Genomic DNA, 22,090 nt, shown 5'->3' with positions numbered 1-22,090 from the left:
TCTATAGAGGCTGTTCTTGGCGCTGGCGCCCGGGAGGCGTGCGCGTGGGCTCAGAACCGGTAGTCGATCTGTGTGGCGAGGGCGGCCTGGGTGCGGCGTTCGGTCAGGGGGCTGTCGGCGGCGTCGCCCATCAGGCGCTGCACATCCAGTGCGGTGACCAGGTCCATGTTCGTTCTGAGGGGGTAGGTCCAGCTCAGGGCGGCACCGCTGGAAACCAGGCCGGCGTCGGTGTCATGGGCAGCGAAGCGGCTGCGTGACGCCTGCGCGCGACTGACACCGTACCAGGTGCGCAGGTAGTCATCGTCGCCGAAGCGGCTGCTGAGGCTGGCGTCCAGCCGTCCGTAAACGCCTTCGGCGAGGGTGCCGCCCAGGCTCAGCTCCAGCAGGTTGTAGGCCGAGCCGGTGTCGCGGTCGCTGTCTTTCTTCAGGGCATGTTCGAGGCTGGCACCCAGGGTGACCGGGCCGATGTCATAGCTGGCGGCGATGCCGAGCTGGCCGCGCTGCTTGATCGAGCCCATGCCCTCCAGTCGGTCGGAGCCATGGAAGTGGGAGCGGCTGTCCTTGCGTCGATCACTGCTGCCGAGGTGCAGGCTGAAACCGAAGCCATCTTGCGCGTATTGCCAGCCGAGGCCGTCCTTTATACCGAGGAAGAATCCTTGGGGAATCTCCAGGCGGGCGTCGAGCAGTGGCGTGGTGATCCGTTCGTCGCTGCCGCTGTAGCGCGGCAGGTTGGCCAGGCCGGCGCTGAGCTGGTACTGCCAGTCCTCGGCGTGAAGCGGGGCGGACATCAGCAGCAGGCCGCTGCAGAGCAGGGTGGGGTGCAAGCGAAGCATGGAAATCGTCCTTGTTAAGGGGGATCAGGGCTTTTTGTCGGTGCGCACGAAGCGGTAGCCGAGGGCTTCGAAACCGTCCGGGCGCAGGCTGAGGGTGTCGCCGAGGCCGCGCCCGCTGCCGGCGAGGGTTGCGTGGGCGCTGTCCTGGGGATGGAGGATGTAGTCGCCGATGGGCTCGCCAGCGGAGCGGCCGCGTGCCAGGAGGAAACCGTCTTCAAGGCGCAGGCTCAGGCTCAGGGTGTCGTCCTTGCCACCGGCGATGCGGTAGTCGCCGACCATGGCGGCCCATTCCCGGGGGATGGGCATGGCGTCCACGCGCTCGCCGATGAACAGCGTCTGGCCATGTTGGCGGCCGACCAGCGCCTGGCGCCCCTGTAGCGTCACGACGTCCAGCTGCGGGCGGCCCAGCTCGCCCAGGTCCAGTGGCCATAGCCCGAGCAGTTTCTTGCGTGCGCGGAGCCAGCCTTCGTCGTCGCGCAGCAGTTCGACGCGGAGGCCGGAAAGTTCTGCATACAGGCGCTCACCCTGGCTACGAATATGGATCAGGCCGCTGCCGGTGGCGTAGCGACCGTCCAGGCGTTGGCGGTCCTGTGGGCTGGGGCGTTGCCGGTTGGTGCGGCGGGGCGGTCCCGGCGGGCTTGCCGGCTTGCCGTCACGAGCTTGCAGCAGCAAGCGCAGCGACAGGCTGGCGAGCTGGCTGGTAACGGCTGCGGCGCTGTCGGAGTTGGTGAGGACGACCACGCCCAGACGCTGCTCCGGCAGCAAGGTCATCTGGGCGTTGAAGTCACCGGTCGAGCCGCTGTGCTCGACGACGCGCAGGCCGGGTGTCGCCAGCTCGTCGCCATAGGTACCGAGGAACCAGCCGAGGCCGATCGAGCAGTCCAGGTCCAGGGCGTTGCCGACATTCTGCGGGTGCAGCATTTCCTGGATCGAGGCCGGTTGCAGCACTTGCCGGCCTTGGTAGCGGCCGTCGGCGAAGACCATTTGCACGAAGTGGCTGAGGTCCACTGGGCTGGCCCAGAGGCTGCCGGCGGAGAGGTCCCGGATGTTGAGGTCCGCCGAGGGCTTGCCCTTCATATAGCCGCGAGCGCGATAGGGTTGCTGGCCGCTGTTGCCGAGGAAGCTCGCGTGGCGCATGTCCAGTGGCTGCAGCAGCGATTTCTGTGCGCAGGCTTCGAATTCGCAGCCGCTGGTGCGTTCGATTGCGGCGCCGACCAAGGCGTAGCCGAGATTGGAGTAGACGGTTTGCGTGCCGGGCTGGTGGCTCAGCCAGGTGCCGCTGGCCAGTGCGGGCAACTCGCCCAGGGGCAGCGGAAGCTTGGCGACCTGGCCTTCGAGGTGGTCGGTCGGTAGGCCGGATTGGTGGCTGAGCAGGCGGCGCAGTGTGATGGCGCGGTCGGCTGCCGCCTGGTCCGTATGGAAGCGTGAGCGCACGTAGAACTCGCGCAGGCTGGATTGCAGCGGGGTGTCCAGGTCCAGGGCGCCGCGTTCGCGCAGTTGCATGGCGAGGCTGGCGGTGATTGGCTTGGACAACGAACCGATGCGGAAGGCGGTGTATTCGCTGGCGGCGATGCGCCGCTCGCGGTCGGCGTAACCAAAGCCGCGTGCCCAGATCACCTGCTGGTCGTCAACCAGCGCCAGGGCCAGGCCGGGAATGTCATGGGCCTGCATTTGCTGGCGGATGTGTTCCTGCAGGTAGACGATCAGCTCGCTGTAGTCACCCTGGCGAATGTCAGGTGCGGGGGTGACCGGCAGGGCCTGGCAGCCGGTGCCGCCCAGCAGGCAGCCGAGCAGGGGCAGGCGCAGCGCATGGAACATGGGGTTCTCCCTGGATGATCAGGGAGCCGATGCTAGGGCGGCGGGCCGGGACAATCCGCCCGGCTTTGTCTGCAGTCTGTGAAAGATTGTGAAGCAGCGCCTCAGCCCTGGCGGGCCCAGCTGAGGCGGAAGGAGGCGCCGCCCTGGGGGGCGTCCAGCACTTCGGCGTGGCCACCGTGCCATTGGGCGACCCGGTGGACGATGGCCAGGCCTAGGCCGAAGCCGCCGGTGCGACGATCGCGGCTTTCATCCAGGCGCGAGAAGGGCTCGAAGATCCGCTGGCGGGATTCCTCGGGTATGCCGGGGCCGTCGTCATCGACCTGAATCTGGTAGCTGTCGCCGGCCTGGAGGAGGGCGATATCCACCCGCCGCTCGGCGTGGCGGATGGCGTTGCGCAGCAGGTTGATCACCGCGCGGGCCATGAAGCGCGGCTCCATGCGTAGGCTGTCCACTTCGCAGGCGCGGATCTCGCAGCGCACGCCGGCGGCTTCCGCCTCCAACGCCACGTCGGCCACCACGCTTTCCAGCCAGCTGGCAGCGTCGATGGTCTCGCGGTGCGAGCCGACGGCGCTGTGTTCCAGGCGGGCATAGGTGAGCAGTTCGGAAACCATGCCTTCCAGCTCGCCCAGGTCGGCGCGCATGTCGTCCACCAGGGCCTGGTGGTCCGGGTGGTCGGAGCGGCGCGCCATCTGTTCCAGTTCGAAGCTGAGTCGGGCGATGGGGGTGCGTAGCTCATGGGAGACGGCGTTGGTCAGCTCGCGCTGGTTGCTGATCAGGCTTTCGATGCGATCGGCCATCTGGTTGAAGTGCTCCGCCAGCTTGCGGCAGTCGGAGCCACGGAACACCGGGGTGCGGGTGCCGAGGTCGCCGTCACCGAAGCGCTGGGCGGCTAGGCGCAGGGTTTCCAGGTTGCGCCAGTGCGGGCGGACCCAGAGGAACAGCACCAGGCCCACCAGGAAGCCCAGCAACAGGTAGGCGCCGATGGTGAAGAGCAGGGTGCCGGCCGGTTCGGCGGGCAGGTCGATCACCAGCAGCTGCGGCCCATCGTCGATGCGGCTTATATAGCGGGTGTAGTTCTCGCGGGTGACCAGCAGGTTGTTGAGGATCAGCTTGCGCTCGCGCTCGTCCAGGGCGAGGTCGCTGGCGTCCTTCAGTTCCAAGTGCAGGCCGTAGTGGGGGCGCCAGTCATCCATCTGGCGCGCGCGGCCGGCAGCGTCCAGTTGGCGCAGGCGTTCGGTGAGGGCGTAGGCCTGGCCGCGCACCGCTTCGCGGTTGTATTCCTCGAGGCTGGGGGCGAAGAGGGTGGAGATGACGTGGTCGACCACGAAGATGGCGCCGCCGAAGCCCACCGCGAGCAATAGATAGAGGCGCAGGAACAGGCGCAGCATGGTTCAGCTCTCCCAGCCCAGGGGGTTGAACAGGTAGCCCTTGCCCCAGACGGTCTTGATCCGCACGGGCTCGCGTGGGTTGTCCAGCAGCTTGGCGCGCAGCTTGCTGATGCAGACGTCGACGCTGCGGTTGAGGCCGTCGAAGCCGATGCCGCGGGTGCGATTGAGGATTTCGTCGCGGGAGAGAATCTCCCCCGCCTGTCCGGCTAGCAGCCAGAGCAGTTCGAACTCCATGGTGGTGAGCTCGATGTCCTGGCCGCCCAGTTCGGCGCCGCGACGGCGGCGGTCGATGTTCAGGCGGCCGAACTCCAGGCTGTCGCGCTCACCGGCCAAGGGGGCATGGCGCCGCAGCAGGGCGCGCAGGCGGGCGAGCAGGACGGGCGGCTCGATGGGCTTGATCACGTAGTCGTCGGCGCCGGATTCGAGGCCGAGGATGTGGTCGAGGTCGCTTTCCTTGGCGGTGAGCATGAGGATCGGCGTATCGGCGATGCGGCGGATTTCGCGGCACACGTGCAGGCCGCTCTGGCCGGGGAGCATGAGGTCGAGCATCACCGCCTGGGGGCGGAATTCGACGAAGGCGTCGAGGGCGGTGTCGCCCCGGTGCACCTGGCGTACCTCGAAGCCGTGTTCGGAGAGGTAGAGGGACATCAGGCGGGCGAGCTTCTGATCGTCCTCGACCAGCATTACCTTGCTGAGGGCGTGGCTATCCATGGTTGTTCGTCGGTCGGCGGGAGGCGTGGCGCATTATAAGCACCCTCCGTGAGTTGCACTCCAGTGGTGCGTAACACAGCGTATCCGTTGGCCTGAAGGCCTCTGTTCCGGTGCTTGGGCGGGGGCGCGGCGCGGTGTTCGAGAGGGTATGAAAAGCGGTGTTGCATCTGCCGTTGCCGCTGGGGTGACTTCTGCTTTTCGCTCCACTAGAATGCATGCCCTTGATTATGGGGCCGGTCCGGCCGGCTAACGTCTGCAACGAGGAATATCCATGCAAGTTTCTGTTGAAAGCACCTCCGCTCTCGAGCGCCGTATGACTGTTGGCGTTCCGGCTGAGCGGATCGAGACCGAGGTCACCAAGCGTCTTCAGCAGACTGCTCGTCGCGCCAAGGTCGCTGGCTTCCGCCCGGGCAAGGTGCCCATGAGCGTGATCCGTCAGCGCTACGAAGATTCCGCTCGTCAGGAAGTCCTGGGTGACCTGATCCAGTCCTCCTTCTATGAAGCCGTCGTCGAGCAGAAGCTCAACCCGGCTGGCCAGCCTGCCGTCGAGCCGAAAGTGTTCGAGAAGGGCAAGGACCTGGAATTCATCGCCACCTTCGAAGTCTTCCCCGAGTTCCAGGTTGCCGGTTTCGATTCCATCGCCATCGAGCGCCTGCAAGCCGACGTGGCTGACGCCGATGTCGACAACATGCTGGAAATCCTGCGCAAGCAGAACACCCGCTTCGAAGCGGTTGATCGCGCTGCCGAGAACGGCGACCAGCTGAACATCGATTTCGTCGGCAAGATCGATGGCGAAGCCTTCGCTGGCGGTTCCGCCAAGGGCACTGCCCTGGTGCTGGGCTCCGGCCGCATGATCCCGGGCTTCGAAGATGCCCTGGTTGGCGTCAAGGCTGGTGAAGAGCGGGTCATCACCCCGACCTTCCCCGAGGACTACCAGAACCTCGACCTGGCCGGCAAGACCGCTGAGTTCACCGTTACCGTGAACAGCGTTTCCGCTCCCCAGCTGCCGGAACTGAACGACGAGTTCTTCACCCTGTTCGGCATCAAGGAAGGCGGCCTGGAAGGTTTCCGCGCCGAAGTCCGCAAGAACATGGAGCGTGAACTGCGCCAGGCCATCAAGTCCAAGGTCAAGAACCAGGTAATGGACGGCCTGCTGGCTGCCAACCTGATCGAAGTGCCGAAGGCCCTGATCGGCAACGAAGTGAACCGTCTGCGCGTGCAGGCCGTCCAGCAGTTCGGTGGCAACATCAAGCCCGACCAACTGCCGGCCGAGCTGTTCGAAGAGCAAGCCAAGCGCCGCGTCGTGCTGGGCCTGATCGTCGCCGAAGTGGTCAAGCAGTTCGAGCTGAAGCCCGATGACGCCCGCGTTCGCGAGCTGATCGAGGAAATGGCTTCCGCTTATCAGGAGCCCGAGCAAGTAGTGGCCTGGTACTACAAGAACGACCAGCAACTGAACGAAGTGCGTTCTGTTGTGCTGGAAGAACAAGTTGTAGATACTGTCCTGCAGAAGGCCAACGTGACCGACAAAGCGGTCTCCTACGAAGATGCAGTCAAGCCGGTAGAAGCTCCGCAAGCCGACTGATCGTTTCGCCTCGTTCGAGCACACCATAAGCCAGCCTTCGCGCTGGCTTATGCGTCTTTGAGACATGACATTATTTAGGGAGTGATCGCTGGACATGTCCCGCAATTCTTATATGCAGCAACAGTTCCCTGATATCCAGGCCGCCGGTGGCCTCGTGCCGATGGTGATCGAGCAGTCCGCCCGTGGCGAACGTGCCTACGACATCTACTCGCGTCTCCTGAAGGAGCGGGTGATCTTCTTGGTCGGCCCGGTCGAGGACTACATGGCCAACCTGGTCGTGGCGCAGCTCCTCTTCCTCGAAGCGGAGAACCCCGACAAGGATATCCACCTCTACATCAACTCCCCGGGTGGTTCGGTGACTGCTGGCATGTCGATCTACGACACCATGCAGTTCATCAAGCCCAACGTCTCCACCACCTGCATCGGCCAGGCCTGCAGCATGGGCGCGCTCCTGCTCGCCGGTGGCGCTGCTGGCAAGCGTTACTGCCTGCCGCACTCGCGGATGATGATCCACCAGCCGCTGGGTGGCTTCCAGGGCCAGGCTTCGGATATCGAGATCCACGCCCGTGAGATTCTCACCATCCGTGAGCGCCTGAACAAGATCCTCGCCGACCACACCGGTCAGCCGATCGACGTGATAGCCCGCGACACCGACCGCGACAACTTCATGAGCGGTGAAGAAGCGGTCAAATACGGCCTCATCGATCAGGTCCATAGCAAGCGCCAACTGGCGAGCTAAGCCGTTCCGCAATACCGCGGCCGGAAGATGTCCGGCCGCCTCGCGGGCTTGAAAATGCCCGCATTTGCCTTCATCTTGTGTTTCATGCCTATCCCGATTGGATTGATCGAATGACTGACACCCGCAATGGCGAGGACAACGGCAAGCTGCTCTATTGCTCCTTCTGCGGCAAAAGCCAGCACGAAGTACGCAAATTGATTGCCGGCCCCTCGGTCTTTATCTGCGACGAGTGCGTGGACCTGTGCAATGACATCATCCGCGAGGAGGTGCAGGAAGCCCAGGCCGAGAACAACGCGCACAAGCTGCCGGCGCCCAAGGAAATCCGCACCATCCTCGATCAGTACGTCATTGGTCAGGAACGTGCCAAGAAGGTGCTGGCCGTAGCGGTCTACAACCACTACAAGCGCCTGAACCAGCGTGACAAGAAAGACGATATCGAACTCGGCAAGAGCAACATCCTGCTGATCGGCCCGACCGGTTCGGGCAAGACGCTGCTGGCCGAGACCCTGGCCCGTCTGCTCAACGTTCCCTTCACCATCGCCGATGCCACCACCCTCACCGAGGCGGGCTACGTGGGTGAGGACGTCGAGAACATCATCCAGAAGCTGCTGCAGAAGTGCGATTACGATGTCGAGAAGGCCCAGATGGGCATCGTCTACATCGACGAAATCGACAAGATTTCGCGCAAGTCCGACAACCCGTCCATCACCCGCGATGTTTCGGGCGAGGGCGTGCAGCAGGCGCTGCTGAAGCTCATCGAGGGCACCGTCGCTTCGGTTCCTCCCCAGGGCGGCCGTAAGCACCCGCAGCAGGAGTTCCTGCAAGTGGACACGCGCAACATCCTGTTCATCTGCGGTGGCGCCTTCGCCGGCCTGGAAAAAGTCATCCAGAACCGTTCCGCTCGTGGCGGCATCGGCTTCAATGCCGAAGTCCGTAGCGTCGACCTGGGCAAGAAAGTCGGTGAAGCGCTGCGGGATGCCGAGCCGGAAGACCTGGTGAAATTCGGGCTTATCCCCGAGTTCGTCGGTCGTCTGCCGGTCATCGCCACACTGGACGAGCTCGATGAGCCTGCGCTGATGCAGATCCTCACCGAACCAAAGAACGCACTGACCAAGCAATACGCCAAGCTCTTCGAGATGGAGGGGGTTGACCTCGAATTCCGTCCCGATGCGCTGAAGGCCGTTGCTCACCGTGCCCTGGAGCGCAAAACCGGCGCCCGTGGCCTCCGCTCTATCCTCGAAGGCATCCTTCTCGACACCATGTATGAAATCCCTTCGCAAACCGAGGTGAGCAAGGTGGTGATCGACGAGAGCGTCATTGAAGGCACTTCCAAGCCCTTGCTGATCTACGAGAACAGCGAGCAGCCGGCCAAGGCCGCGCCTGACGCTTGATGAAACAAAGGGGCCTCCGGGCCCCTTTGCATTTCCTACTACAGCGCTTGTTTTTTCCCAGACCTGCCCCCATCTTAGGTCCCAGGGTTATCCCATCTGTTACCGGCCATTGGCCGCTGTAGAGCTGAAATCATGAAGACAACCGTTGAATTGCCTCTCCTGCCATTGCGTGATGTCGTGGTCTATCCGCATATGGTCATCCCACTGTTCGTGGGCCGTGAAAAATCCATCGAGGCCCTCGAAGCCGCGATGACCGGGGACAAGCAAATTCTTCTGTTGGCGCAGAGGAATCCGGCCGATGACGATCCGGGCGAAGATGCCCTGTACCGTGTTGGCACCGTCGCGACCGTCCTGCAACTGCTGAAGCTGCCCGATGGCACCGTCAAGGTGCTGGTGGAGGGTGAGCAGCGGGGCTCCATCGAGCGTTTCACCGAGGTGGACGGCCATTGCCGTGCCGAGGTGACCCTCATCGAGGAAGTCGACGCCGGCGAGCGCGAGTCCGAAGTCTTCACCCGCAGCCTGCTCAGCCAGTTCGAGCAGTATGTACAGCTGGGCAAGAAAGTGCCCGCTGAAGTCCTTTCTTCGCTGAACAGCATCGATGAGCCCGGGCGTCTGGTCGACACCATGGCTGCCCATATGGCGCTGAAGATCGAGCAGAAGCAGGAAATCCTCGAAATCACCGAGCTGCCCGAGCGTGTCGAGCACGTGCTGGCGCTGCTGGATGCCGAAATCGACCTGCTGCAGGTCGAGAAGCGTATCCGGGGTCGCGTGAAGAAACAGATGGAGCGCAGCCAACGCGAGTACTACCTGAATGAGCAGATGAAGGCCATTCAGAAGGAGCTGGGCGACATCGACGAAGGGCACAACGAGATCGAGGAGCTGAAGAAGCGCATCGATAACGCTGGCCTGACCAAGGAGGCGTTGACCAAAGCCAATGCCGAGCTGAACAAGCTGAAGCAGATGTCGCCGATGTCCGCTGAAGCCACTGTCGTACGCTCCTATATCGATTGGCTGGTCAATGTGCCGTGGAAGGCCGAGAGCAAGGTGCGTCTCGATCTGGCCAAGGCCGAAGACATTCTCGACGCTGACCACTACGGCCTCGAAGAGGTCAAGGACCGCATCCTCGAATACCTCGCCGTGCAGAAGCGTGTGAAGAAGGTCAAGGGCCCGGTGCTCTGCCTGGTCGGCCCGCCCGGCGTAGGCAAGACCTCGCTGGCCGAGTCCATCGCCCGTGCCACCAACCGCAAATTCATACGCATGGCCCTGGGCGGCGTGCGTGACGAAGCTGAAATTCGCGGTCACCGTCGTACCTACATCGGCTCCATGCCGGGTCGCCTCATCCAGAAGATGACCAAGGTTGGGGTGCGCAACCCGCTGTTCCTCCTGGACGAAATCGACAAGATGGGCAGCGACATGCGCGGCGACCCCGCCTCGGCGCTGCTGGAGGTGCTCGACCCCGAGCAGAACCACAACTTCAACGACCATTACCTGGAAGTCGACTACGACCTTTCCGACGTGATGTTCCTGTGCACCGCCAACTCCATGAACATTCCGGCACCGCTGCTGGACCGCATGGAAGTGATCCGTCTGCCCGGTTACACCGAGGACGAGAAGGTCAACATTGCCACCAAGTACCTCGCACCCAAGCAGACCCAGGCCAACGGCCTGAAGAAGGGCGAGCTGGAGTTCGACGAAGCGGCCATCCGCGACATCATCCGCTACTACACCCGCGAGGCCGGGGTGCGCAGCCTCGAGCGGCAACTGGCCAAGGTCTGCCGCAAGGCGGTCAAGGAGCATGCCCGCGAGAAGCGCTTCAAGGTGCTGGTCACCGCCGAGTCCCTCGAGCACTTCCTCGGCGTTCGCAAGTTCCGCTACGGCCTTGCCGAGCTGCAGGACCAGATCGGCCAGGTCACCGGGCTCGCCTGGACCCAGGTCGGTGGCGAACTGCTGACCATCGAGGCCGCTGTGGTCCCCGGCAAGGGGCAGCTGACCAAGACCGGCTCCCTCGGCGATGTGATGGTGGAGTCGATCACTGCCGCGCTGACGGTTGTGCGCAGTCGTGCGAAAAGCCTCGGTATCCCTGCGGACTTCCACGAGAAGCGCGACATTCACATCCACATGCCCGAAGGGGCGACGCCGAAGGACGGTCCGAGCGCCGGCATCGGCATGTGCACCGCGCTGGTTTCGGCGATGACGCAGATTCCCGTGCGGGCCGATGTGGCCATGACCGGTGAGATCACCCTGCGTGGTCAAGTACTCGCAATCGGTGGGTTGAAAGAGAAATTGCTGGCTGCTCACCGGGGTGGGATCAAGACCGTGATCATTCCCGAAGAGAATGTTCGTGATCTGAAAGAGATTCCCGAAAATATCAAGCAAGACCTGGCCATTAAACCTGTTAAATGGATTGACGAGGTCCTGCAAATTGCGCTGCAATACGCCCCGGAGCCCTTGCCCGATGCGGCTCCCGAGATGGTTGCAAAGGATGACAAGCGCGAGTCTGATTCCAAGGAGCGAATCAGCACGCATTAGCCGGGGGGCTTTCTTGACACATTTTTCGAGCCCTTGTTATAAAGCGGCTCTCGTGTGTCAGCAGGCTATCCAGCACCCGCTTTGCTTACACCAAACAACTAAGAAACAAACTCAACAGAAATAAGGGGACTTAAGAGTGAACAAGTCGGAACTGATCGATGCCATCGCCGCATCTGCTGATATCCCGAAAGCTGTCGCTGGCCGTGCGCTGGACGCAGTTATCGAATCCGTCACTGGCGCTCTGAAGGCTGGTGATTCCGTGGTGCTGGTAGGTTTCGGTACTTTCGCTGTGAAAGAGCGCGCTGCTCGCACTGGCCGTAACCCGCAGACTGGCAAGCCGATCAAGATCGCTGCTGCCAAGATCCCTGGCTTCAAAGCTGGTAAAGCTCTGAAAGACGCCGTCAACTAAGCGTCTTTCGGGCTTTGCCCTTCCAGCAGGGGCTTTGTCCCGGCTGGCAGCGGAGCGGTAGACCACGAGGAATACCTCGCGTCCTGGAAGCCTTAGCTTCCGACCGCTCCGCCAGTTAAGAGAGAAGGCGCATCCTCGGATGCGCCTTTCTTATATATGGACTCTACCCGCGCTGCGCGGCTGGTTTTTTGGTACAGCCGTTTCTGGGGGACGCATGCTGCAGAACATCAGGGACAATTCACAGGGATGGATTGCCAAGACCATTATCGGCGTCATCATCGCGTTGCTCGCGCTGACGGGCTTCGATGCCATCTTCAATGCCACCAGCAACCGCCAGGACGCTGCCAAGGTCAACGGCGAGGAAATCACCCTCGACCAACTGAGCCAGGCCGCAGACATGCAGCGCCGCCAGCTGATGCAGCAACTGGGCAAGGACTTCGACGCCTCCCAGCTCGACGACAAGCTGCTGCGTGAAGCCGCCCTCAAGGGCCTGATCGAGCGCAAGCTGCTGCTGCAAGGCGCCAAGTCATCCGGCTTCGCCTTCTCGCAACCCGCTCTGGATCAACTGATCCTGCAAACTCCCGAATTCCAGGTCGATGGCAAATTCAACTCTGATCGCTTCGATCAGGTGATTCGCCAGATGAACTACACCCGCCTGCAGTTCCGCCAGATGCTCGAGCAGGAAATGCTCGTCGGCCAGCTTCGCGCCGGCCTGGCTGGTAGCGGCTTCGTCACCGACGAAGAAGTACGCGCCTTTGCCCGTCTGGAGAAGCAGACCCGTGATTTCGCCACCCTGACCTTCAAGGCCGATCCCAAGGCCGTCCAGGTGAGCGACGAAGAAATCCAGGCTTACTACGACGAGCACAAGGGCCAGTTCATGAGCCCCGAGCAGGTCGTGCTCGAATACGTCGAGCTGAAGAAGGAAGCCTTCTTCGGTCAGGTCGAGGTCAGCGAAGACGACCTCAAGGCCCAGTACGACAAGGAGATCGGCAACCTCTCCGAGCAGCGCGACGCGGCCCACATCCTGATCGAAGTGAACGATCAGCAGACCGCTGAGCAGGCCAAGGCGAAGATCGACGAGATCAAGCAGCGCCTGGACAAGGGCGAAGACTTCGCCGCTCTGGCCAAGGAACTGTCCGAGGACCCGGGTTCCGCCGCCAATGGGGGTGACCTCGGCTTCGCCGGTCGTGGTGTTTACGAACCGGCCTTCGAGGACGCGCTCTACGCCCTGAAGAAGGACGAAGTCTCCGCTCCGGTGACCACGCCCTATGGCCTGCACCTGATCAAGCTGCTGGCGATCCAGGCACCTGAAGTGCCGAGCTTCGACAGCCTCAAAGAGAAGATGGTCCGCGAGCTGAAGACCCAGCAGGTCGAGCAGCGTTTCGTCGAGGCCACCAAGGAACTGGAAGACTCCGCGTTCGAAGCCTCCGACCTGGCCCAGCCGGCCCAGGAGCTGAACCTCAAGGTCCAGACCAGCGCCCCCTTCGGTCGTGAAGGCGGCGAAGGCCTGGCTGCCAACCGCCAGGTGCTGCAGGCTGCCTTCAGCCCTGAAGTGCTGGAAGACGGCGGTAACAGCGGTGCCATCGAGCTGGACCCGGACACCGTGGTCGTCCTGCGTGCCAAAGAACACCGCAAGCCCCAGCAGTTGGAGCTGGCGTCCGTCAGCGACAGCATCCGCCAGCACCTGACCCAGGAAAAGGCCAGCGAAGCCGTCAAGGCCAAGGCCGACGAGCTGCTCGCCAGCCTGCGTGAAGGCAAGACTCCGGCCACCCAGGCGCCGCAAGGCCAGACCTGGAACGTGGTCGAAGCCGCCACCCGCAGCCAGGAGGGTGTAGACCCGGCCCTGCTGCAGACGCTGTTCCGCATGGGCAAGCCGGAGTCGGCCGACAAGCCGACCTTCTCCTCCCTGAAGCTGAGCAACGGCGACTACGTGGTGATCCGCCTGAACGGTGTGAGCCAGCCTGAAGATGCCCTGTCCGAGCAGGACAAGGCCATGTACGCCCGTTTCCTCGCCTCGCGCAGCGGTCAGCAGGATTTCGCTGCCTACCGCCGCCAGCTGGAAGCCGAAGCCAAGGTCGAGCGTTTCTGATCGACCTGGCGTGATTTGGAGAAGGCCGCTGCGAAGCGGCCTTTTTCATGCCCGGAGAAAAGGGGAGGGTGGAGCTTCTGTGTCTTCTGTGTCTCGATCCCCTGGGCTAAAGCCCGGGCTACGTCCGGACGACAGGTTGAGCACCGGTGCGTTTCGAGCGCCCATGAAAAAGCCCGCCATCAGGCGGGCTTTTTCACGTCCGGGGAGATCAGTCTTCGATCGCGCCCATGGCGGTGGTGTTGAAGCCACCGTCGACGTAGAGGATTTCACCGCTGATGCCCGACGCCAGGTCGGAGCAGATGAAGGCGCCGGCGTTGCCGACTTCCTCGATGGTGACGTTGCGGCGCAGCGGGGTCTGCTTCTCGTTGGCGGCGAGCATCTTGCGGAAGCTCTTGATGCCGGAGGCAGCCAGGGTGCGGATCGGGCCGGCGGAGATGGCGTTGACGCGGGTGCCTTCCGGGCCGAGGCTGCCGGCCAGGTAGCGGACGCCCGCTTCCAGGCTGGCCTTGGCCATGCCCATCACGTTGTAGTTGGGCATGGTGCGTTCCGCGCCCAGGTAGGACAGGGTCAGCAGGCTGCCGTTGCGGCCCTTCATCAGCTCGCGACCGGCCTTGGCCAGGGCCACGAAGCTGTAGGCGCTGATGTCGTGGGCGATACGGAAGCCTTCGCGGGTGGTGACGTCGGTGAAGTCGCCATCCAGTTGGTCACCCGGGGCGAAGCCGACGGAGTGGACGATGATGTCCAGGCCGTCCCACTTCTTGCCCAGGGCTTCGAATACGGCTGCGATCTCGTCGTCATTGGCGACGTCGCAAGGGAAGCACAGGTCGGCGTTGGAACCCCAGCCTGCGGCGAACTCTTCCACACGGCCCTTCAGCTTTTCGTTCTGGTAGGTGAAGGCGAGCTCGGCGCCCTCACGGTGCATGGCAGCAGCGATGCCCGATGCGATGGACAGTTTGCTGGCGACGCCAACGATCAGTACGCGCTTACCGGCGAGAAAACCCATGTGCGTTCTTCCTCTTCTGGTTAATTGGCAGTTACCGGGGCCAGGAATGCGGCTTCCAGCAACTGCTTCGTATAAGTGTGCTGCGGTGCGGCGAAGATCGCCTCGGCAGGCCCCTGTTCAACCACCTTGCCGTGCTTGACCACCATCAGGTGGTGGCTCAGGGCCCTGACCACCGCCAGGTCATGGCTGATGAACAGGTAGGTCAGGTTGTACTTGGCCTGCAACGAACGCAGTAACTCCACCACTTGGCGCTGCACCGTCCGGTCGAGCGCCGAAGTGGGCTCGTCCAGCAGTATCAGCGCCGGTTTCAGCACCAATGCCCGGGCAATGGCGATCCGTTGCCGTTGCCCGCCGGAAAACTCGTGGGGGTAGCGGTTCCGGGTTTCCGGGTCCAGTCCTACCTCCAGGAGCGCGTCGATGATGGCCTGTTCCTGCTCCGCCTCGGTGCCCATGCCATGGATCCGCAGGCCTTCCCCGACGATCTGGCCCACGCACATGCGTGGGCTCAGGCTGCCGAAGGGGTCCTGGAACACCACCTGCATCTGGCGCCGGAACGGCCGTACATCCTTCTGCGAAAGCCCATCCAGGGGCTGGCCCTGGAAGCGGATGGCGCCCTGGCTGCCGAGCAGCCGGAGAATCGCCAGGCCCAGCGTGGACTTGCCGGAACCGCTTTCACCCACGATGCCCAGGGTCTGGCCCTGGTGCAGGGTGAAGTCGATGCCGTCCACGGCTTTCACATGGTCGACCGTGCGTCGCAGCAATCCCTTTTTCACCGGGAACCACACACGCAGGTCGTCAACTTCCAGCAACGGCGGCCCCTGCGGGCTGTCCACCGGCTTGCCCGAAGGCTCGGCGGCGAGCAGTTCCCGGGTGTAGGGATGCTGCGGTGCACGGAACAATTCTTCACACGACGCCTGTTCGACGATGCAACCGCGCTGCATGACACATACGCGATGCGCGATACGTCGCACCAGGTTCAGATCGTGGGTGATCAGCAGCAGCGCCATGCCCAGGCGGGCCTGCAATTCCTTGAGCAGCTCGAGGATCTTCAGCTGCACGGTGACGTCCAGCGCGGTGGTCGGCTCGTCGGCGATCAGCAGCTCCGGCTCGTTGGCCAGGGCCATGGCGATCATCACCCGCTGGCGCTGGCCACCAGAGAGTTCGTGGGGGTAGGCCTTGAGGCGCTTGGCCGGCTCCGGGATGCCCACCAGCTCCAGCAGCTCCAGGGTGCGCTGAGTGGCGGCCTTGCCGCTGATGCCCTTGTGCAGGGCCAGCACTTCCTTGATCTGCTTCTCGATGCTGTGCAGCGGGTTGAGCGAGGTCATGGGCTCCTGGAAGACCATGGCGATGCGGTTGCCGCGGATGCCGCGCAGCTTGGCCTCGTGCAGCTTGAGCAGGTCCTTGCCGGCGTAGGTGATGCTGCCGGCGGGGTGACGGGCCAGCGGGTAGGGCAGCAGGCGCAGGATGGAGTGCGCGGTGACCGATTTGCCCGAGCCGGACTCGCCCACCAGGGCCAGGGTCTCGCCCTTGCGGATGTCGAAGCTCACGCCCTCGATCACCCGCTGGGTGTGCTGGCCGGTGACGAATTCGACCGCGAGGTCGCGGATTTCAATCAGGTTCTCGCTCATCTCACTTCCTCGGGTCGAAGGCATCGCGGGCGGCTTCGCCGATGAACACCAGCAGGGTCAGCATCACGCCGAGCACGGCGAAGGCGCTGATGCCCAGCCAGGGGGCCTGCAGGTTGGCCTTGCCCTGGGACACCAGCTCGCCCAGGGACGGCGCGCCGGGCGGCAGGCCGAAGCCGAGGAAGTCCAGGGCGGTGAGGGTGCCGATGGCGCCGGTGAGGATGAAGGGCATGAAGGTCATGGTCGAGACCATGGCGTTGGGCAGGATGTGGCGGAACATGATCGCGCCGTTCTGCATGCCTAGCGCCCGGGCCGCGCGCACGTACTCCAGGTTGCGGCCGCGGAGGAACTCCGCGCGCACCACGTCCACCAGGCTCATCCAGGAGAACAGCAGCATGATGCCCAGCAGCCACCAGAAGTTCGGCTGCACGAAGCTGGCCAGGATGATCAGCAGGTAGAGCACCGGCAGGCCCGACCAGATTTCCAGGAACCGCTGCCCGGCGAGGTCCACCCAGCCGCCGTAGAAGCCCTGCAGGGCGCCGGCGATCACGCCGATGATGGAGCTGAGGATGGTCAGCGTCAGGGCGAACAGCACCGAGATGCGGAAGCCGTAGATGACCCGCGCCAGCACGTCTCGGCCCTGGTCGTCGGTACCCAGCAGGTTGTCGGCGGAGGGCGGCGCGGGGGCCGGCACCTTGAGGTCGTAGTTGATTGTCTCGTAGCTGAAGGGCACCGGCGGCCAGATCATCTGCCCGTCCTTGGCGGCGATCAGCTCGCGGATGTAGGGCGTCTTGTAGTTGGCTTCCAGGGGGAATTCGCCACCGAAGGCGGTTTCCGGGTAGCGCTTGAACACCGGGAAGTACCACTCGCCGTCGTAGCGCACGGCCAGCGGCTTGTCGTTGGCGATGAGTTCGGCGCCCAGGCTGGCGATGAACAGCACGAGGAACAGCCAGAGCGACCACCAGCCACGCTTGTTGGCCTTGAAGCGCTCGAAGCGACGTCGATTGATTGGCGAGAGTTGCATGTCAGCCCTCCCGGCTTTCGAAGTCGATGCGCGGATCGACCAGGGTGTAGGTGATGTCGCCGATCAGTTTCACGATCAGTCCCAGCAGGGTGAAGATGAACAGGGTGCCGAACACCACGGGGTAGTCGCGGTTCAGCGCTGATTCGAAGCTCAGCAGGCCCAGGCCATCGAGGGAGAAGATCACCTCGATCAGCAGCGAGCCGGTGAAGAACATGCCGATGAAGGCGGCGGGGAAGCCGGCGATGATCAGCAGCATGGCGTTGCGGAACACATGGCCGTAGAGCACGCGGTTCTCCGACAGGCCCTTGGCGCGGGCAGTGATCACGTACTGCTTGTTGATCTCGTCGAGGAAGCTGTTCTTGGTCAGGAAGGTGAGGGTGGCGAAGTTGCCGATCACCAGCGCCAGCACCGGCAGCGCCAGGTGCCAGAGGTAGTCCAGCAGCTTGCCGCCCAGGCTCAGCTCGTCGAAGTTGTTGGAGGTCAGCCCGCGCAGGGGGAACCAGTCGTAGTAGCTGCCGCCGGCGAACAGCACGATCAGCAGGATGGCGAAGAGGAAGGCGGGTATGGCGTAGCCGACGATGATCGCGGTGCTGGTCCAGACGTCGAAGGCGTTGCCGTGGCGCACCGCCTTGGCGATGCCCAGGGGCACCGAGACCAGGTACATGATCAGCGTGCTCCACAGCCCCAGGGAGATCGACACCGGCATTTTCTCGATGATCAGGTCGGTGACCTTGGCGTCGCGGAAGAAGCTGTTGCCGAAGTCGAAGTGCAGGTAGTTCTTGATCATCAGCCAGAAGCGTTCGTGGGCCGGCTTGTCGAAGCCGTACATCTTCTCGATTTCCTTGATCAGCTCCGGGTCCAGGCCCTGGGCGCCGCGGTAGTTGGAGCCGGCCACGGAGACCTCGGCGCCACCACCGGAGATGCGCCCGGTGGCGCCGCCGGCGGCCGCGTCGAAGCCTTCCAGCTTGGCGATCATCTGCTCCACCGGGCCGCCGGGTGCGGCCTGGATGATGATGAAGTTGATCAGCAGGATGCCGAACAGGGTGGGGATGATCAGCAGCAGGCGCCGCAGGATGTAGGCGAGCATTACTGCGCTTCCTCGGTCTGTGCGGTGTCGGCCGGGGCGGCGTCAGCGTCGGCCTGCTCGGGGGCGTCGCCCTTGGCGTCGGGCTTCTTCCACCAGGTGAGCATGCCGAAGTCATAGAGCGGCGTGGTGGCGGGGCGGTCGAACTGGTTCCAGTAGGCCACGCGCCAGGTGTCCACGTAGTAGTTGGGCACCACGTAATTGCCCCACAGCAGCACCCGGTCGAGGGCGCGGGAGTGGTCGATCAGGCTCTGCCGCGAGTCGGCGCGGATCAGGCCCTCCACCAGCTTGTCGATGGCCGGGTCGCGCAGGCCGATGAAGTTGCGGCTGCCGGCGCTGTCGGCACTGCGCGAGTGCCAGAACTCCATCTGCTCGTTGCCCGGCGAGTTGGATTGGCCCCAGGTGCCGGGGACCATGTCGTAGTCCCGCGAGCGCAGGCGGTTCATGTACTGCGAGACGTCGACGCGGCGGATGGTCAGGTCGATGCCCAGCTCGGACAGGTTGCGCTTGAACGGCAGGATCACCCGCTCCAGGTTGGCCTGGGCGATCATGATCTCGAAGGCCAGGGGCTTGCCGTCGGGGCCGACCATCTTGTCGTTCTCGATGCGGTAGCCGGCGTCGGTCAGCAGCTTGTAGGCGCGGCGCTTCTGCTCGCGGATGATGCCGCTGCCATCGCTCACCGGCGGCTGGAACACTTCGCTGAAGACCTCGTCGGGGATCTGCTCGCGCAAGGGTTCCAGAATCTTCAGCTCGGCTTCGCTGGGCAGGCCGGTGGCGGCCATTTCGGAGTTCTCGAAGAAGCTCCGGGTGCGCTTGTAGGAGCCGAAGAACAGCTGCTTGTTGGTCCACTCGAAGTCGAACAGCGAGGCGATGGCCTCACGCACGCGGCGGTCCTGGAACAGCGGCCGGCGGATGTTGAAGGCGAAGCCCTGCATGCCCACCGGGTTGTGGTTGGGGATGGCCTGCTTGATGATCTTGCCGGCGCGCAGGGCCGGGCTGTCGTAGCCGGTGGCCCAGTCCTTGGCGGAGTATTCCAGGTTGAAGTCGAACTGGCCGGCCTTGAAGGCCTCCAGGGCCACCGACATGTCGCGGTAGTAGTCCACGGTGATCACGTCGAAGTTGTAGTAGCCGCGGTTCACCGGCAAGTCCTTGCCCCACCAGTCCTTGACCCGCTCGAAGCGGATCGCCCGACCGGCGTCCACCTTGGTGATGCGGTAGGGGCCGCTGCCCAGTGGTGGCTCCAGGGTGTTCTTGGAGAAGTCGCGGGTGGCCCACCAGTGCTTGGGCAGCACCTGGATCTGCCCGAGGATCAGCGGCAATTCGCGGTTGCCCGGATGCTTGAAGTCGAAGCGCACGCGCTGCTTGTCCTCGGCCACCACCTGGGCCACGTCGGAGTAGTAGTGGCGGTACATCGGATCGCCGTGCTCGACCAGGGTGTTGAAGGTGAACACCACGTCGTCCGAGGTCACCGGGGTGCCGTCGTTGAAGCGTGCCTTGGGGTTCAGGTAGAAGCGCACGTAGCTGTTGTCCGGCGCTTTCTCGATCTTCTCGGCGAGCAGCCCGTACTCGGTGAAGGGCTCGTCGGGGGAGTGGTAGGTCAGCGTGTCGTGGATCAGCCCCAGTTGGCCCGCCGCAGTGCCCTTGGGGATGAACTCGTTGAGGCTGTCGAAGCCGCCGTAGCCGGAGAGGCGCAGCGTGCCGCCCTTGGGCGCGTCGGGGTTGACCCAGCTGAAGTGCTTGAAGTTCGCCGGGTACTTGGGCGCCTCGTCGTAGAGGGTGATCGCGTGCCGGGGCTCGGCATGGGCGATGCCGGCGAGGGTCAGCAGCAATGCGCCGCAGCCGCTCAGGCAAAGGGAGCGCAGGGTCTTGCTCATCGGGATTTCTCCGTGGGCTTCAGCCACCAGGCGCGCAGGCCCAGGGTATAGGGCGGCGTGGTGACGAAGGCGAACCTGTTGCGGTACGCCAGGCGGTGGTAGTTGATGTACCAGTTGGGAATGCTGTAGTGCTGCCAGAGCAGCGTGCGGTCCAGGGCGCGGCCGGCGGCCACCTGCTCGTCGCGGGTCTGGGCGCCGAGGAGCTTCTCGACCATGGCGTCCACCACCGGGTCGGCGATGCCCGCGTAGTTCTTGCTGCCCTTCACCGAGGTCTGGCTGGAGTGGAAGTAGAGCGACTGCTCCAGTCCGGGGCTGAGGGTCTGGGCCAGGGTCATCAGGATCATGTCGTAGTCGAAATGGTCCAGGCGCTGCTTGTACTGGGCGCGGTCGACGGTCCGCAGGGTGACGTCGATGCCGATGCTGGCGAGGTTTTCGCTGTAGGGCTGGAGGATGCGTTCAAGGTTCGGATTGACCAGCAAGATTTCGAAACGCAGCGGTTCGCCACGGCTGTTGAGCAGACGCTGGCCGGAGAGCTTCCAGCCGGCGTCGGCCAATAGACCCAATGCACGGCGCAGGGTTTCCCTGGGAATGCCACGGCCATCGGTTTCCGGCACCTTGAAGGGCTCGGTGAACTGCTTGGCGGGCAGCTGCTCGCGGTAGGGCGAAAGCAGCAGCCACTCCTGGCCCTCGGGTTTGCCGGTGGCCTCGAACTCGCTGTTGGGGTAGTAGCTGCGGGCCCGCGCATAGGCGTTGTTGAACAGCGCGCGGTTGGTCCACTCGAAGTCGAACATCAGGCCCATGGCCTCGCGCACGCGGCGATCCTGGAAGGTCGCGCGGCGGGTGTTCATGAACAGCGCCTGGGTCTGGGTGGGAATCTGGTGGGGGATCTCCGCGCGGATCACGTCGCCCCGGGCGATGGCCGGGAAGCGGTAGCCGTTGGCCCAGTTCTTCGCCTGGTGCTCGATGTAGAAGTCGAATTCGCCGGCCTTGAAGGCTTCGAAGGCGACGTTGCTGTCGCGGTAGAACTCCACCTCGACACGGTCGAAATTGTACTTGCCGCGGTTCACCGGCAGCTTCTCGCCCCACCAGTCCTTGACCCGCTCGAACACCAGCCCGCGCCCAGGGCGTACCTGGGTGATGCGATAAGGGCCGCTGCCCAGGGGCACATCGAAGCTGGTGGCCTTGAAGTCGCGGTTCTTCCAATAGTGTTGCGGCAGTACCGGCATCTCGCCCAGGCGCAGGATCAGCAGCGGGTTGCCCGCGCGCTTGAGCACGAAGCGGATGCGGTGGCGGTTGAGAATGTCGACCCGCTGCACTTCCTGCAGGCTGGTGCGGTACTGCGGGTGGCCGCTGCTCACCAGGGTGCGGTAGGAGAAGGCGACGTCGTAGGCGGTGATCGGCTGGCCGTCGTGGAAGCGCGCTTCCGGGCGCAGGTTGAACACCACCCAGCTGCGGTCCTCGCTGTACTCCACGCTCTTGGCGATCAGCCCATAGCTGGACGCCGGCTCGTCGCCCGAGGGGTCGTAGGCCCCGGTGCCGGCCATCAGCGGCTCGTTCAGCTCGGTCACGCCGTATTGCAGGAAGTTGGGCGTGGAGACCGGGCTGCTGCCCTTGAAGGTGTAAGGGTTGAGGGTGTCGAAGGTGCCGAAGGCCATCACCCGTAGGGTGCCGCCCTTGGGGGCGTCGGGGTTGACCCAGTCGAAGTGGCTGAAGGTCTCGGGGTACTTGAGTGCGCCGAACTGGGCATAGCCATGGCTCTCGCTGATGGTCGCGGCCACCGGGCCACTGGCGGCCAGGCTGATCAGCAGGAGGAGGAGGCGACGCATCAGGCGTGTGTCCGGTCCATGGCAGGGTGGTCTGGGGTGGGGTCGTGAGCCTGGCTGGGCATGGGAACCTCGGACGGGCCAGCCGCCGGCTTCATCTTCTCTGGGCCCTCGGCGGGAGCCGTCGGACGGGCGTTTCGACAGGTACAGTAACAGCTTGTATCCACT

General features: G+C 63.9%; 16 protein-coding genes. 6 read left to right on the top strand and 10 right to left on the bottom strand.

Annotation, left to right across the window (positions count from 1 at the left end; all coding sequences use genetic code 11):
* Positions 1 to 50 precede the first annotated feature (50 nt).
* The 4 genes from RTW82_RS26485 to RTW82_RS26470 form a co-directional block, all read right to left on the bottom strand.
* Positions 51 to 833: a MipA/OmpV family protein gene (locus RTW82_RS26485; RefSeq protein ID WP_316926952.1), complete on the bottom strand. Its 783-nt coding sequence runs from the start codon at positions 831 to 833 to the stop codon at positions 51 to 53.
* 24 nt (positions 834 to 857) lie between these two features.
* Positions 858 to 2,651 carry a serine hydrolase domain-containing protein gene (locus RTW82_RS26480; RefSeq protein WP_316926951.1) on the bottom strand — a complete coding sequence of 598 codons (1,794 nt, stop codon included), beginning with the start codon at positions 2,649 to 2,651 and terminating at the stop codon, positions 858 to 860.
* A gap of 101 nt (positions 2,652 to 2,752) precedes the next feature.
* Positions 2,753 to 4,039: an ATP-binding protein gene (locus RTW82_RS26475; RefSeq protein ID WP_316926950.1), complete on the bottom strand. Its 1,287-nt coding sequence runs from the start codon at positions 4,037 to 4,039 to the stop codon at positions 2,753 to 2,755.
* 3 nt (positions 4,040 to 4,042) lie between these two features.
* Positions 4,043 to 4,750, bottom strand: coding sequence for a response regulator (locus RTW82_RS26470; protein WP_021220501.1), 708 nt, complete (start codon positions 4,748 to 4,750; stop codon positions 4,043 to 4,045).
* Between the two features lie 271 nt (positions 4,751 to 5,021).
* Between RTW82_RS26470 and tig the strand changes: the two genes are divergently transcribed.
* The 6 genes from tig (at position 5,022) to RTW82_RS26440 (ending at position 13,489) form a co-directional block, all read left to right on the top strand.
* Positions 5,022 to 6,332 (top strand): trigger factor, encoded by a 1,311-nt coding sequence (gene tig, locus RTW82_RS26465; RefSeq protein WP_316926949.1) that lies wholly within the window; start codon positions 5,022 to 5,024, stop codon positions 6,330 to 6,332.
* Positions 6,333 to 6,426: 94 nt separating this feature from the next.
* A complete protein-coding gene (clpP, locus tag RTW82_RS26460; RefSeq protein WP_031288134.1) occupies positions 6,427 to 7,071 on the top strand; it encodes an ATP-dependent Clp endopeptidase proteolytic subunit ClpP in 645 nt (214 codons plus the stop codon).
* A gap of 110 nt (positions 7,072 to 7,181) precedes the next feature.
* Positions 7,182 to 8,462: an ATP-dependent Clp protease ATP-binding subunit ClpX gene (gene clpX, locus RTW82_RS26455; RefSeq protein ID WP_271658458.1), complete on the top strand. Its 1,281-nt coding sequence runs from the start codon at positions 7,182 to 7,184 to the stop codon at positions 8,460 to 8,462.
* A gap of 132 nt (positions 8,463 to 8,594) precedes the next feature.
* The gene (gene lon, locus RTW82_RS26450; protein ID WP_043243329.1) at positions 8,595 to 10,991 is read left to right on the top strand and encodes an endopeptidase La; all 2,397 of its coding nucleotides are present in this window, start codon (positions 8,595 to 8,597) and stop codon (positions 10,989 to 10,991) included.
* Between the two features lie 136 nt (positions 10,992 to 11,127).
* Positions 11,128 to 11,400 carry a nucleoid-associated protein HU-beta gene (gene hupB, locus RTW82_RS26445; protein ID WP_003087931.1) on the top strand — a complete coding sequence of 91 codons (273 nt, stop codon included), beginning with the start codon at positions 11,128 to 11,130 and terminating at the stop codon, positions 11,398 to 11,400.
* Between the two features lie 214 nt (positions 11,401 to 11,614).
* Positions 11,615 to 13,489: a SurA N-terminal domain-containing protein gene (locus RTW82_RS26440; protein WP_316926948.1), complete on the top strand. Its 1,875-nt coding sequence runs from the start codon at positions 11,615 to 11,617 to the stop codon at positions 13,487 to 13,489.
* 208 nt (positions 13,490 to 13,697) lie between these two features.
* Here RTW82_RS26440 and fabI read toward each other — a convergent pair whose 3' ends face one another.
* The 6 genes from fabI to RTW82_RS26410 are packed head-to-tail and all read right to left on the bottom strand — an operon-like array spanning position 13,698 to position 21,925.
* A complete protein-coding gene (fabI, locus tag RTW82_RS26435; RefSeq protein WP_043243326.1) occupies positions 13,698 to 14,492 on the bottom strand; it encodes an enoyl-ACP reductase FabI in 795 nt (264 codons plus the stop codon).
* A gap of 20 nt (positions 14,493 to 14,512) precedes the next feature.
* Positions 14,513 to 16,120, bottom strand: coding sequence for an ABC transporter ATP-binding protein (locus RTW82_RS26430; RefSeq protein ID WP_316926947.1), 1,608 nt, complete (start codon positions 16,118 to 16,120; stop codon positions 14,513 to 14,515).
* Position 16,121: 1 nt separating this feature from the next.
* The gene (locus RTW82_RS26425; RefSeq protein ID WP_263400788.1) at positions 16,122 to 17,141 is read right to left on the bottom strand and encodes an ABC transporter permease; all 1,020 of its coding nucleotides are present in this window, start codon (positions 17,139 to 17,141) and stop codon (positions 16,122 to 16,124) included.
* 1 nt (position 17,142) lies between these two features.
* The gene (locus RTW82_RS26420) at positions 17,143 to 18,228 is read right to left on the bottom strand and encodes a microcin C ABC transporter permease YejB (RefSeq protein WP_184488008.1); all 1,086 of its coding nucleotides are present in this window, start codon (positions 18,226 to 18,228) and stop codon (positions 17,143 to 17,145) included.
* Complete coding sequence (locus RTW82_RS26415) at positions 18,228 to 20,099, bottom strand: extracellular solute-binding protein (RefSeq protein WP_316926946.1); 1,872 nt, start codon at positions 20,097 to 20,099, stop codon at positions 18,228 to 18,230. Before RTW82_RS26415 ends, RTW82_RS26420 begins: the two co-directional genes overlap by 1 nt.
* Complete coding sequence (locus RTW82_RS26410; RefSeq protein ID WP_316926945.1) at positions 20,096 to 21,925, bottom strand: extracellular solute-binding protein; 1,830 nt, start codon at positions 21,923 to 21,925, stop codon at positions 20,096 to 20,098. The genes RTW82_RS26415 and RTW82_RS26410 overlap by 4 nt, the downstream gene beginning before the upstream one ends.
* Positions 21,926 to 22,090: the final 165 nt, after the last annotated feature.

Source organism: Pseudomonas sp. zfem005, assembly GCF_032621735.1.
In the GTDB taxonomy this organism is placed as follows: Bacteria; Pseudomonadota; Gammaproteobacteria; order Pseudomonadales; family Pseudomonadaceae; genus Metapseudomonas; species Metapseudomonas solani.
This window is presented reverse-complemented; position numbering and strand designations above follow the sequence as displayed.